Source organism: Curtobacterium sp. MCBA15_005, assembly GCF_001864855.1.
Lineage (GTDB): Bacteria > Actinomycetota > Actinomycetes > Actinomycetales > Microbacteriaceae > Curtobacterium > Curtobacterium flaccumfaciens.
The window spans coordinates 35,057-47,543 of sequence record NZ_MJGL01000009.1; the positions used below are offsets into that span (position 1 = coordinate 35,057).

Below are 12,487 nucleotides of genomic sequence, written 5' to 3' on the forward strand. Positions count from 1 at the left end.
TTCTGGTTCGCGGAACACCGGTGTTCGCGGATCGAACCGCGGTTCGCGGGTGTTCGACGCGCGAACACCGGTGTCTTGCAAGGGTGGGGGCCGGCGTCAGCCCTTGATGCCGCCGGCGAGGGCGTTGCCGCCGCCGAGGCCTCGGGACACGATCACGTAGAGGGCGATGACGGGCACGGAGTAGACGATCGAGAACGCGGCGAGCTGGCCGTACGCCACCGCCCCGTTCTGCCCGAAGAAGTTGAAGATGCTCACCGCGGCGGGCACCTTCTCGGGCGAGAGCAGCAGGACGAACGGGACGAAGAAGTTCCCCCACGCCTGGATGAACACGAAGATGAAGACGACCGCGATGCCCGGACGCATGAGCGGGATCACGATGCGGGTCAGGGTGGTGAGCATCGAGGCGCCGTCGGTCCACGCCGCCTCTTCCAGCGAGATCGGCACCGAGTCCATGAAGTTCTTCGCCATCCAGATCGCCATCGGCAGCGACGTGGCGGCGAGGAAGAAGATGCAGCCCCACACGTTGTCGATCAGGTTGAGCGACACGAACAGCGCGTAGACGGGCACCATCATCGCGGTGATCGGCAGACCGGTGCCGAACAGGATGCTGTACAGGAACGGCTTGTTGACCCGCATCTTGTACCGGGACAGCGGGTACGCGGCGAGCAGGGCGAACACCACGGTGACGACCGCGGTGCCGCCGGAGAGCAGCAGGCTGTTCGCGAGCGGGATGAACGACAGCTCGGGGGTGAGCACCTTCGCGAAGTTGTCGAGGGTGAACTGCGAGGGCAGCTTCACCGACAGCGACGCCTGGGTGTCGAACGACGCGAGCACGAGCCAGAGCAGCGGCACCGCGAAGCACACCGCGATGACGAGCAGCACGGTGTTCGACACCCACCGCATCGTGCGGCCACGCGGTGAGGTCATGTGCATCGACCCCGGTGCGGTCACCGAGCGGGTCGTGGTCTGGTCGAGGGACGGGGCGGTCATGGCCATCAGTCCACCTCCGGCTTGAGGGCCCGGATGTAGATGATCGAGAAGACCGCCCCCACCACGAGCAGGATGGTCGCGATCGCGGTCCCGAAGCCGAGCTGCGAGAACTTGAACGCCTCCTGGTACGCCAGGATCGGCAGGGTCGACGAGTTCGTGCCCGGACCGCCGCCGGTCATCACGAAGATCAGCGTGAAGACTGACAGGGTCTGCAGCGTCGTGAGCATGAGGTTCGTCGAGATGCTCCGGCGGATCACCGGGAGCGTGATGTAGACGAGCCGCTGCCAGCCGGTGGCTCCGTCGACCTCGGCGGACTCGGTGATCTCCTCGGGGACCTCCTGCACGGCGGCCGAGTAGACGAGCATCGAGAACGCGGTGCCGCGCCAGATGTTCGCCAGGATCACGGCGAGCATCGGGTACGTGTAGAGCCAGTTCGCGCCGGTGATCCCGATCGATGCGAGGAACGTGTTGAGCGTCCCCTCGTCGTTGAAGAACGCGTACGCCGCGAAGGACGCCACGATCTCCGGCAGGACCCACGCGGCGACCACGAAGGTGCCGACGATCGCCCGGACGGCCTTGTTCGCCGAGCGCATCAGCAGGGCCAGCCCGAGGCCGAGCACGTTCTGTCCCACCACGGCCGAGGCCAGCAGGAAGACGACGGTCAGGATGACGGACTTCGGGAAGTCCGGGTCCTGGAACAGCTCGACGTAGTTCTGGAACCCGACGAACTGCTGGTCGGCCGCGCTGGCACCGGTCAGCGCCGAGTTGGTGAACGACCCGTAGAACGAGGAGATGACGGGGCCGAGCAGGAAGATGACGAGGAGGACCAGAGCGGGGATGAGCGGAACCGCTCGTCCGACGTTCCGCAGTGGTCGCCGCTTGCGCGGCACGGGTGGATCGGTGCGCTTCGGCGCACCGGGCGCCGACAGCGTCGGCGCGAGGGGGGTGCTGGACACGATGGGTGCCTTCCGGGTGCGGAGGGGTTCCGAAGGTGGGGAAGAGCGGACGGGAGGCGCGGTGCGGGACCGCCCCGCGCCTCCAGTCCGTCAGTGGGTGACGTCCGTCAACCAGCGGAGACGGTGTTCTCCTTGCCGACCACCTGCGTGACGGCCTTGTCGTAGGCGGCAGCCGCGTCCTTCGGCGACTGCTGACCCGTCATGACCGCTTCCATCGCGACCTGGATCGCGTTGGACACCTGCGAGTAGTCACTCGTCGCCGGGCGGAAGTTGGTGTTCTCCACCAGCCCCGAGAAGAACTTGAACGTCGGGTTCGCCGCCGTGTAGGCCGTGTCGTCCGCGACGTCCTTGCGGACGGCGATCTGACTGTTCTCGGTGTCGTACTGCAGCGAACCGTCCTTGTCGAGGAAGCTCGTGATGAAGTCGAACGCCGCCTGCGGGTTCTTCGACTTCGCGCCGACCGCCAGGGTCCATCCGCCGGACATCGAGTTGTAGCCGGGAGCCTGCCCGTTCTGGGTCGGCATGGGTGCCTGGCCCATCACGTCGTTCCACTCGGGCCACGGCGCTGTGCCGGACTTCAGCCACGTGCCGGACTGCCACGAACCGTCCAGGTCGATCGCGAGCTTGCCCTTCGGCAGCCACGTCTGGGCGATGGTCGTGCCGACGTTCGTGTCGAGCGCCTGCTGCGGTGTCGGGCCGAGGCCGCCCTGGTAGACGTCCTTCACGAACTTGAGCGAGTCCTCGAACTGCTTCGAGCCGGTGACCCACTTCTTGTCCTTGTACAGGGTGTTGCCGGAGCCGTCGGCGCCGTACAGGAGCATCTCGAAGCCCTGCATGGTCGAGGCCTCGCCCTGCGCCTTGCCCGAGTAGATGTTGAACGGGATGACGTCGGGCTGCTTGTCCTTGATGGTCTTCGCCGCCGCGAGCACGTCGTCCCACGTCTTCGGCTTCCACGGGACCTCGAGCCCGGCCTTCTTGAAGATGTCCTTGTTGTACCAGAGGGCTCGGGTGTCGGTGCCCATCGGGACGCCGTAGATCTTGCCGTCGTCACCCTGCCCGGCCTGCTTGGCGTTGTCGAAGAACTGGTCCCACTCGTCCCACTTGTCCGTGTACTTGTCGAGTGGCAGCAGGTAGCCCGCCTCGGCATCGGCCTTGACGAGGAACGTGTCCTCGTACATGACGTCCGGGGCGGTGGCCGGCGCCTTGTTCATGAGCGCGAGCTTCGTGTAGTAGTCGTTGCCCTGCGCCTGGATGGGCACGAGGGTGACCTTCTTGCCGGGGTTGTCCTTCTCGTACTGCTTCTTGACGACCTTCATCTGGGCGTCGAGCTGCTGGAAGGCGCCGAACTTCTGGTACGCGATCTTGATCGTGTCGCTCGAGGCGGACCCCGAGCTCGAGCAGCCAGCCAGACCGACTGCGGCCACGGCCACAGCTGCGAGTCCGGCGATGATGCGGGTGCGTTTCATCGGTGCTCCTTTGCACGGGTGATGTCCGCGGGCACCATCGCCCGCGCGCAGGATTAGTCCACCGTATTGACTTAACCGTGTCAAGGAGTTTCTGGGGGAGGGCGCCGGCGGAATCGGGCGTACCGGGTGAAATCGGGCGTACCGGGTCGGAAGTTTCGACCAGGTACGCCCGATTCCGCTTCCCAACGCATGCGTTCTGGGAAGGAACGTCCGTCAGGAGATCGGCGTCGCGCTCCCCGTCACCGTGATCCCGCCGGCCTCGGGGACGTCCACGAGCAGCAGACTCGGACGCCCGACGTGCCGCCCCTGCCGGATCGTGATGCGGTCGCCCGGCTGCGCTGCACCGATCTGCCGCAGGTACGCCCCGGTCGACGCCGCAGCCGATCCCGTCGCCGGGTCCTCGGTGATGCGCCCGGCGGGGAACAGGTTGCGCGCCTCGTACTCCCGGTCACCGGTGCGGTGCAGCACCGTGACGGTCCCCGCCCATCCGGCCTCGCGTTTGAGCTCGGCGAGGGGCCCCGGCGCGAACCGGAACTGGTGGAACAGCTCGCGGTCGTGCAGCACGAGGACCGGGTGCCAGTTGCCGGCGAAGGACTCCAGCACCGGGAACCCCGGAGCGATGTCCGCCGCCTCGAGTCCGAGCAGGTCGAACAGCCGCGCCAGCAGGGCCGGGTCGAGGTCCCGTGTGGCCGGCTCGACGCTCGTCATCGCGACCTGCACCGCGCCGTCCGCACCGACGATCGCATCGAGGGCGACTTCGCCGGCCAGGGTCGTGAACACCCGGCGGCCCGTCCCTTCGCGCTCGGCCAACGCGACGGCCAGTGCGACGGTGGCGTGCCCGCAGAACGGGACCTCGGCGCTCGGCGAGAAGTAGCGGACCCGCGGCCCGGTCGCCGTCGAACCGACGACGAAGGCGGTCTCGGGGTACCCGACCTGTCGGGCGATCGCGAACATCTGGTCGTCGGACAGCCCGGCCGCGTCGAGCACGAGCCCGGCGGGGTTGCCACCGCCCGGTTCGGCGGCGAAGGCGGTGTACCGGAGGATCTCCTGCTGCATGCCCCGACGCTACTGCGGCACGGTGACGGGGTGCGCGGGCCGATCCCCGACGGGGGGCACGGCGCGGCAGGTGGGGCTAACCCCCGACCGCTTCCGGGTGCGCACGTGATGTTTCAGCGCCGCGACCGTCGCGAGACTGGATCCATGAGCACCGACACGCGCCCCACCACCGCCCGCCGCACCCTCCGGATCGCCCTCGCCTCCACCGCCGCGGTGTCCGCCCTGCTGCTGACCGCCGGCTGCAGCGCGATCCAGGACATCGTGCCGAACAAGACCCCGCAGAAGCACTTCGACGCGTACTCCGACGCCCCGCGCTCCGGGGAGTCCGAGGACCTGGCGTTCTTCATGCCGAAGTGGGTGCCGGAGGACGCGAAGGACATCGACGTCCGCCTCCACGTCTCCCAGCCCGGGTACGTCATCGGGTTCGCCTCGAAGGACGGCGTCGACGTGGACGACTGCACCCCGCTCGACGAGTCGTACGGCGGCACGGCGATGACCGCCGACTTCCTGCCCGAGGAGCTCCCGACCAAGGGCCTGGTCACCTGCGGCGACGGTCGCGCGGTCACCGAGATCGACGGCCGCTGGTACGGCTGGACCACGAAGGACGCCATCCCCGGTCAGGACGACACCCAGACCATGCACGGCACCGAGCACTGAACGCACGCACCCACCGGCCTGGAGGCGCGGGGCGGCCCCGCACCGCGCCTCCCGTCCGTCGCGCGGTCGCGCCCACCACCCATGGTGCGCAGAAACGGTCGGGTCCGCTGTTCGAACCCGACCATTCCTGCTCACGAAGTGCGCCCGTGGGGCGTGGGGACTACTCCGCAGCCACCGTCCGACGTCGGCGACGCACGACCAGCACACCCGCACCCGCCGCGAGCAGCAGGAACGCCACCAGCGCACCGGCACCGAGCCCCGCAGTACCCGTGAACGCGAGCTGCCCATCAGCGGTGATCGTGATCGGGGTCCACCCGATCAACGACCCGTCAGCAGCCGTCACCGCCAACCGGTGCATACCAGCCACCGTGTCCGCCGGGATCGTCACCCGAACCGTCCCGTCAGCAGCCACCACCGCCGTACCGATCAACGTCGGCTCCGAGAACAACCACACGTTCACCGTGTCACCGGCCGACGCCGTGCCCACCGTCACCGTGATCGTCTCCCCCGCACGAGCCGACGCCGGAGCCGACACCCCACCACGACTCGCCTCCGTCAACAGCGACCCCGACGGCGCCACCGGAACAACCGGGGCAGCCGAGGGACCCGGGGTCGGGCCCGCGGTGGGCGTCCCACCCGGGGTCGGAACCGGCGTCGGCGTCGTGCCGCCGTCGCCCGGGGTCGGAGTCGGAGTCGGAGTCGGCGTCGGCGTCGGCTCCGTGCCCGGGTCCGTGTCGCCGCCCTCGCACGGGTACGTCCCCGTGCGGAGCGAGAACCCGTCCGTGTCGTTGTCGTCGGCGTAGAAGGTCGCGCGCTCCCCGTCGGTGCAGACGCCCGAGATCGCGAAGCCCTCGTTGGCGAGCGTGCGGTCGGCTGCCGACGGCGCCTCGTACAGCGTCGATGCGGCGAAGACCCCGTCGGTCACCTCGTACAGTGCGGTCCGACCCGAGCACACCTCGTCGCAGACCACCCAGAGCGCATCGAGCGTCGGGTCGAACTGCACGTCGGCGACGACGGCGAGCGAGGTCGCGATCGTGGCGACCCGCGCCGAGGACCCGTCGTCCATCAGGGCGTAGGCGTACACGCTCGCGGTGCCCTCGACCCCGACGAAGAACAGGCCCTCGCCGTGTCCGGCGTAGCGCGACGGTGCGTAGGCGGTGCCGGTGCGCTCGTCGGTGAAGCCGTGCGCGGTGAGCCAGGTGTCCGGGATCCAGGTGACGCCCTCGAGGCCGGCGTTCGCGCCGAGCCCGGGGAAGTCCGCGGCGAGGTTCCACTCGTCGGTGGCCCGCAGGGTGCCCTCGGAGCCGTCGGTCGTGGCGTAGCGCAGGACCGACGGACGGCTCGTGCCCGACACGTCGTTGTTCCGCTCGGTCGACACGTAGACGGCGCCGGGGTCGTCGCTCGTGACCGTCACGCCCTCGGCGTCCGGTGTGCCCGTGCCGTCGGCGTAGCGCAGGTCGGTGCCCGCGGCGTTCGACGGCGCCCAGCCGCCCGTGCCGTCCGGGGTCAGGTGGTAGAGCAGGCCGTCGCCGTTCTGCACGGCCCAGAGCTGACCGTCCCGCGAGGTCCCCGAGGTCGTCCAGTCGAGGCCGCTCAGGTCGCCCGTGAAGGTGTCCTCGTCGTCGAGCACGGTCTCGTCCGGGCCGCCGGGCCAGGCCTCGGCGGTGACGACACCGGCGAACCGGTTCGCCGCGCCCTTCGTGGGCGCTGCCGTCTCGGCGAAGTCCCCGGTGCCGTCGGGGTTGCGGCCGTACGTCGTGCTCGCGTGCGCCGTCCACGAGGTCGAGTCGACGACCGCACCGCGGGCGTCGAAGAGCCGAACGGAGTCCGCCTTGCCGAGTCCGAAGCCGAACGACGCCTCGTCGAGGACGGTGAGGCCCCCGGCCGCGACGGTCGTGCCCGCGGGGATCGTGTACGTGTGGTCGTCCTCACTGTCGCGCAGCACGTACCCGCCCAGGTCGACGGTGGTGCTGCCGGTGTTGGTCAGCTCCACCCAGTCGCCGGGGGTGCCGTCCTGCGACTCGACCTCGTTGATCCGCACGGGCGAGGAGCAGTCGTTCGCGGCACCCTTGGTCGAGGACGTGGTGTCCACGAGCGGCCCGACGCCGTCGGCGCAGCGACCGTAGGTGACACCCGCGTGGGTCGTCCACGCGTACCGGAGCACCAGGTCGCCGGCGGGGTCGTAGAGGCGCACGGTGTCGGCGCCACCGAGCCCGAAGTCGAAGCCGGGGGCGGTCGTGGACAGCTGTTCGACGACGAAGTAGCCACCGGCCGCGATCGTCGAGCCGCTGGGCAGCACGGAGGCGTCGTGCGAGCTGTCGGAGTCGAGGAACGCGTACCCGGTCAGGTCGATCGCGGCACCCGAGGTGTTCTTGAGCTCGACCCAATCGGTGTCGTCAGCGTTCGACTCGACCTCGTTGACCACGAGGCCGTTCGCCGCGACGGCGCCGACGGCCGGGTCGTCGTCACCGACGGCGGCGAGGGCCGGGCTGGCGGTGACGACACCGGCCGCGACGACCAGGGCGGTCGCGACGACTGCGCCGATCCGCATCGTGGGTGGGCGCAGGGCAGGAGCACGCATGCAGGGTCCTTCTCGGGGGAGAGAGCGGGCGGAGACCTGCACGACTGTTCAGCATCCACGCGACCGGCCGGTGGCCGCCGGGTGAACGGGCGGTGTCCCGGGTCGCGACCGGCGCCCTGGACGCGCGGCGTGCGGACGGGAGGCGCGGGTCGGGGCCGCACCTCGCCTCCCGTCCGCCCTGCGGTCGCGCTCACCGCATCCGGTGAGCAGAAGGTGAGCGCGCGCCGTCAGCGCCGGATCAGCAGGGTGCTGGCCCGCGGCGAGAGCGCGGCGTCGAGCACCAGGCAGGCGGCACCCACGGCGGCGACGTCGGCACCGCGGTCGCTCTCCACCACCTGCACGGCGTGCTTCGGCACGAGCAACGGCGACCCGACGATGGCGGTCCGCGCAGCAGGCAGCGCAGCGCTCGCGATGCGCGACCAGAACGGGCCGCCGAACACCACGCGGTCGATGTCGAGCAGGTTCACGATGAGGACGACGGCGTTGCCCATGACGGTGCCGGCCTCGGCCGCGAGCGTGACGGCGGTGTCGTCCCCGTCGGCGATCGCCACGGCGAGCTCGTCCCACGCGGCGTTCACGGCGTCGACCGAGTCGGCATTCGCGGCGTCGGCGGCTGCGCCAGCACCAGCCTCCGTGACCGCGCCGCCGCCCGACAGCGCGAGCCCCCGCGACCGCGCGATCCGCACCAGCCGGTCCGGCGCGACGGCTGCACCGACCTCGCCGCGCGTGCCCGAGCCGTCCGGGGTGCCCGCGAGGGACCCCTGGTCGACCATGATGTGCCCGGCGTCGCCCGCGTTGGACCCCACCCCGCGCACGGGTTCGTGGTCGACGACGAGCCCGACGCCGAACCCGGTGCCGAAGTACACGAACGCGAAGTTCCGGGCCGAGGACTCCCCCGCCAGGAACATCTCGCCGACCGCGGCGGCCGTGACGTCCTTCTCGAGCAGGACCGGGTAGCCGGTGGCCTCGGCGAGCGCATCGCGCAGCGGCACGTCCCGCCACCGGGGCAGGAACGGCGGGTCGACCACGATGCCCGCCTCGACGTCGATGGGTCCGGGGCTCGCGATCCCGACACCGAGCACGCTGTCGACGGCCACCCCGGCGTCGGCGACGAGCCCGTCGACGGCCGAGGCGATCGTGCGAACCACCTCGGACGGGTCGTCGGCCGTGGGGGTCGAGGTGGTGGACGCGGCGACGACGGTGCCTGCGAGGTCGAGCAGCACGTAGGTGACGACGGCCGGGTCGACGTGCACGCCGACCGCGTACCGGCTGCCCGGTTCGAGCCGCAGGATGGTGCGGGGCTTGCCGCGGCCGGACACGACGGTGCCGGACTCGACGATCATGCCGGCCTCGATCAGGAACCGGGTCACGTTCGACACGGTCTGCGCGCTCAGTCCGGTGCGGGCTGCGAGTTCGACGCGGCTCAGGCCGTCGGGTGAGCGGCGGACGGCGTCGAGGACCACGGTGCGGTTGAACCCGCCGATCGACGGGAGGTTCGCTCCGCGTCGATGCTCTGCCATGCCGCGACCATACCGCGGCAACGGTGCGGTCTCGGTCTGCCCCGGTCTCTGGCTTCCGCAGGGTCTGCACCGTTAGCCTGGCCGCATGTCCGACCTGCGCCTGGAAGAACTCTCCGCGAAGACCGCTGCCGCGGCCAACTCCCTGACGCTCAAGCCGGGCCAGGAACAGTTCGTGCAGCCGACCACCTACGGGGTCGCCGAGTCCGACGTCAAGCCGAGCTCCGCGTGGACCCGTGTCGTCCTCGACGACGACGAGGTCCTCGGCCTGATCATCGGTTCGTTCGACGCCGACAACGCGCAGGAAGAGCTGCGCAGCTGCATCTGGCGCGTCAACGTGGCGGCGAGCGCACAGGGCCGGGGCGTCGGTCGCTTCGCCGTGCACGGCCTGGCGGACGAGGCACGCAGCCGTGGGTTCGAGCGACTGACGGTCGTGTACGAGCCGGGCGGCGACGACAGCCCCGAGGCGTTCTTCCGCGCCGTGGGCTTCGAGGTCGTTCGCGAGACCCAGTACGGCGACCACTTCGCGGTCCTGACGCTCTAGCGCCCCCCGACGACGTACGCTCCGACGCCGTGGCATCCGACACCGTGCCGTCCGACACTGTGCCCTTCGCAGACGCCGCCGGCGACTTCGGCGCCGCCGTCGCCGAGGTGGTGCGGATGATCCCGCCGGGTCACGTCATGACGTACGGCGACGTCGCCGCAGCCCTCGGGTCGCGGGCGTCGCGAGCCGTCGGCAAGGTGATGGCGCACGAGGGCGCCGACCTGCCGTGGTGGCGCGTGGTGCGCGCAGGTGGGCACCCGCCGCTCCACCACGAGGCCCGGGCACTCGAGCACTACCGCGTCGAGGGGACGCCGCTCGTGCAGGGGACGTCGACCTGGAGGCTCGACATGCGTCGTGCGCGCTGGTCACCAGCAACGGACGCGGACGACCCGTTCTGATCCCGGTCCACGCAGATCGGCCCGCCGGGGTCCGCCCCGGATCGGCCGTCAGCGGTCGAAGCGCGCACCCTTCGGGTTCGCGGGCAGCAGGCACAGCACGTACACGATGAGCGAGCCGAGGCCAGGCAGCACGTGCAGGAACTGCCAGAACCCGGACAGGTTGGCGTCGTGCAGCCGTCGGGCGCCGAGCGCGAGCGACCCGATGAGCGTCGCGAGCACCCACAGCATGAACAGGTACGAGCCGACGGGGTTCTCGAGCGCCGGGGTGTCCGGCGTGAACACCTGTGGCACGAGCTGCAGCACGAGCCCGATCGCGAACGACGTCAGCCACCACCACCAGAACTCGGCGCGCGATGCCCGTCCGGTGAACACGGTGTACTTCCGCCAGAACCGTCGGACGGCCTCGGTGAAGGGCGCCCCGTAGAAGGGGTCGTGCAGGGCGACGCCGCCGGGCTGCACCACGCTGTCGTTGCTCATGGAGCAAGCCAACCACGTGGTGCAGCCCGATCGGGGCCTAGACGAGCGAGTCGCGCCAGGCCGCGTGCAGCTGGGCGAACCGCCCGGTGCCGGCGATGAGGTCGGCGGGGGTGCCGTCCTCGACGATCCGGCCGTGCTCCATCACGAGCACCCGGTGGGCGATCGCGACGGTGGACAGCCGGTGCGCGATGATCACCGCGGTGCGGTCGGCGAGCAGGGTCTCCAGACCCTCTTGCACGAGTCGCTCCGAGGGGATGTCGAGCGACGCCGTGGCCTCGTCGAGGATGAGCACCTTGGGGTCCGCGATGAACGCCCGCGCGAACGAGAGCAGCTGCCGCTGACCCGCCGAGACACGACCGCCGCGCTTGTTCACGTCGGTGTCGTACCCGTCGGGCAGCGCCATGATGAACTCGTGCGCGCCGACGGCCTTGGCGCTCGCCTCGATCTCCTCACGCGACGCACCGGGCTTGCCGAGCGCGATGTTGTCGGCGACGGTGCCGGAGAACAGGTACGCCTCCTGCGTGACCATGACGATCGCGCGACGCATGTCCTTCGTGTCGAGGTCGCGCAGGTCCACACCGTCGAGCTTGACCGAGCCCTGCGTCGGGTCGTAGAAGCGCGCCATGAGCTTGGCCAGCGTCGACTTGCCGGCACCGGTGGACCCGACGAGGGCGATGGTCTGCCCCGACGGGATGTGCAGGTCGAACTCCGGCAGGACGACCTTGCCCTTGTTGTAGGCGAAGACGACCTCGTCGAAGTCCATCTTTCCGGTGGCGTCCGCCAGACGGGTGGGCTTCACGGGGTCCGGCACGCTCGGCCGTTCCTCGAGGACACCGGAGATCTTCTCCATCGCCGCCGAGGCCGACTGGTACCCGTTGTAGAACATCGCGAGTTCCTGCGCCGGGTCGAAGAAGCGCTTGGCGTACAGCGCGACCGCGAGCAGCGCACCGACCTCGAGCGTCCCGCCGACGATCCGGAAACCACCGACGATGACGACCGCGGCGAGCGTCGCGTTGCCGATGAGCACGAGCACCGGGTCGAAGGTCCCGAACAGGTTGAACACCTTCGTGTTCGCCACCCGGTAGTCCTCGACGTAGCCGCCGTACTCGTCACGGTTGCGGGACTCCTTGCGGAACGCCTGCACCGCGCGGATGCCCGTCATCGTCTCGACGAAGTGCACGATGACGCGCGCCGAGGTGACACGGGTCGAGCGGAACAGCGTCTGCGAGTTCGTCTGGAACCAGCGGATCAGGAACCAGAGCGGCACGAGCGACACCGCCAGCACGAGCCCGGACGTCGGGTCGAGCAGCACCAGGGCCACGGCGGTGAACGCCATGTACAGCACGCCCTGGATGAGCTGGTTCAGTCCGGAGTCGAGCAGCTCGCGGATCGAGTCGAGGTCACTCGTCTGGCGCGAGATGATCCGGCCCGACGTGTAGGTCTCGTGGAACTCGAGCGAGAGCCGCTGCGTGTGCAGGAACACCCGCTTGCGCAGGTCGAACAGGATCGCCTGGCTGATCCGTGCCGCGAGCACCGTGTACCAGGCCGTGAGCACCGCACCGAGGACGGCGACGACGATGTACGTCGCGACGACGCCGAACGCCGGCACCCAGTCGTTCTGGTCCATCACCGCGGGCAGGGCGTTGTCGATGCCCCACGCGATGAGCGCCGGACCCGCGACGGTGCCGGCGGTCGAGACCACGACCACGATGCCGAGCAGCACCAGCCGGAGCTTCAGCGGTGCGGCGAGGGACCCGAGCAGGGCGAGGGACCGGCGCCGAAGGCGCTTGCTCTCGGCCTTCGTGAAGTCCTCACGCTCCTCGCCGCGCACGCCCATGGTGGTGA

General features: G+C 70.2%; 11 protein-coding genes. 3 read left to right on the forward strand and 8 right to left on the reverse strand.

The genetic code is table 11. The features are described 5' to 3' along the window. Positions 1-96: 96 nt before the first annotated feature. The 4 genes from BIU89_RS06815 to BIU89_RS06830 form a co-directional block, all read right to left on the reverse strand. Positions 97-990: a carbohydrate ABC transporter permease gene (locus tag BIU89_RS06815; protein ID WP_371836703.1), complete on the reverse strand. Its 894-nt coding sequence runs from the start codon at positions 988-990 to the stop codon at positions 97-99. Between the two features lie 5 nt (positions 991-995). Further along, entirely contained in the window at positions 996-1,946 is a 951-nt protein-coding gene (locus BIU89_RS06820) for a carbohydrate ABC transporter permease (protein WP_027466664.1), read from the reverse strand. A 107-nt stretch (positions 1,947-2,053) separates the two neighbouring features. Further along, positions 2,054-3,412 carry an extracellular solute-binding protein gene (locus BIU89_RS06825; protein WP_071245380.1) on the reverse strand — a complete coding sequence of 453 codons (1,359 nt, stop codon included), beginning with the start codon at positions 3,410-3,412 and terminating at the stop codon, positions 2,054-2,056. Between the two features lie 213 nt (positions 3,413-3,625). After that, positions 3,626-4,468 carry a PhzF family phenazine biosynthesis protein gene (locus BIU89_RS06830; protein ID WP_071245382.1) on the reverse strand — a complete coding sequence of 281 codons (843 nt, stop codon included), beginning with the start codon at positions 4,466-4,468 and terminating at the stop codon, positions 3,626-3,628. Between the two features lie 144 nt (positions 4,469-4,612). Here BIU89_RS06830 and BIU89_RS06835 point away from each other — a divergent pair, with 144 nt between their 5' ends. After that, entirely contained in the window at positions 4,613-5,125 is a 513-nt protein-coding gene (locus BIU89_RS06835) for a hypothetical protein (RefSeq protein WP_071245384.1), read from the forward strand. A 160-nt stretch (positions 5,126-5,285) separates the two neighbouring features. Here the strand turns inward: BIU89_RS06835 and BIU89_RS06840 are convergent, their stop codons facing one another. Together BIU89_RS06840 and BIU89_RS06845 are read right to left on the reverse strand one after the other, a co-directional pair. Beyond that, entirely contained in the window at positions 5,286-7,706 is a 2,421-nt protein-coding gene (locus BIU89_RS06840; protein WP_071245386.1) for a lamin tail domain-containing protein, read from the reverse strand. Positions 7,707-7,933: 227 nt separating this feature from the next. Continuing rightward, positions 7,934-9,226 (reverse strand): ROK family transcriptional regulator, encoded by a 1,293-nt coding sequence (locus BIU89_RS06845; protein ID WP_027466668.1) that lies wholly within the window; start codon positions 9,224-9,226, stop codon positions 7,934-7,936. 85 nt (positions 9,227-9,311) lie between these two features. On the opposite strand from BIU89_RS06845, the gene BIU89_RS06850 reads away from it, so the two are divergent. Then, a complete protein-coding gene (locus BIU89_RS06850; protein WP_027466669.1) occupies positions 9,312-9,767 on the forward strand; it encodes a GNAT family N-acetyltransferase in 456 nt (151 codons plus the stop codon). Between the two features lie 29 nt (positions 9,768-9,796). Further along, positions 9,797-10,165, forward strand: a complete 369-nt coding sequence (locus tag BIU89_RS06855) for an MGMT family protein (RefSeq protein WP_232536539.1) — start codon at positions 9,797-9,799, stop codon at positions 10,163-10,165. Between the two features lie 48 nt (positions 10,166-10,213). Here the strand turns inward: BIU89_RS06855 and BIU89_RS06860 are convergent, their stop codons facing one another. Both BIU89_RS06860 and BIU89_RS06865 read right to left on the reverse strand, forming a co-directional pair. Beyond that, complete coding sequence (locus tag BIU89_RS06860; RefSeq protein ID WP_027466671.1) at positions 10,214-10,642, reverse strand: DUF805 domain-containing protein; 429 nt, start codon at positions 10,640-10,642, stop codon at positions 10,214-10,216. A gap of 37 nt (positions 10,643-10,679) precedes the next feature. Next, the gene (locus tag BIU89_RS06865) at positions 10,680-12,479 is read right to left on the reverse strand and encodes an ABC transporter ATP-binding protein (protein ID WP_139178874.1); all 1,800 of its coding nucleotides are present in this window, start codon (positions 12,477-12,479) and stop codon (positions 10,680-10,682) included. Between the last annotated feature and the right edge of the window lie 8 nt (positions 12,480-12,487).

Bases quoted from the DNA above. Each gene is read 5' to 3' on its own strand.
- BIU89_RS06840 (WP_071245386.1), bottom strand. From the start codon at position 7,706: ATGCGTGCTCCTGCCCTGCGCCCACCCACGATGCGGATCGGCGCAGTC.
- BIU89_RS06845 (WP_027466668.1), bottom strand. From the start codon at position 9,226: ATGGCAGAGCATCGACGCGGAGCGAACCTCCCGTCGATCGGCGGGTTC.
- BIU89_RS06830 (WP_071245382.1), bottom strand. From the start codon at position 4,468: ATGCAGCAGGAGATCCTCCGGTACACCGCCTTCGCCGCCGAACCGGGC.
- BIU89_RS06835 (WP_071245384.1), top strand. From the start codon at position 4,613: ATGAGCACCGACACGCGCCCCACCACCGCCCGCCGCACCCTCCGGATC.
- BIU89_RS06825 (WP_071245380.1), bottom strand. From the start codon at position 3,412: ATGAAACGCACCCGCATCATCGCCGGACTCGCAGCTGTGGCCGTGGCC.
- BIU89_RS06815 (WP_371836703.1), bottom strand. From the start codon at position 990: ATGACCGCCCCGTCCCTCGACCAGACCACGACCCGCTCGGTGACCGCA.
- BIU89_RS06860 (WP_027466671.1), bottom strand. From the start codon at position 10,642: ATGAGCAACGACAGCGTGGTGCAGCCCGGCGGCGTCGCCCTGCACGAC.
- BIU89_RS06865 (WP_139178874.1), bottom strand. From the start codon at position 12,479: ATGGGCGTGCGCGGCGAGGAGCGTGAGGACTTCACGAAGGCCGAGAGC.
- BIU89_RS06850 (WP_027466669.1), top strand. From the start codon at position 9,312: ATGTCCGACCTGCGCCTGGAAGAACTCTCCGCGAAGACCGCTGCCGCG.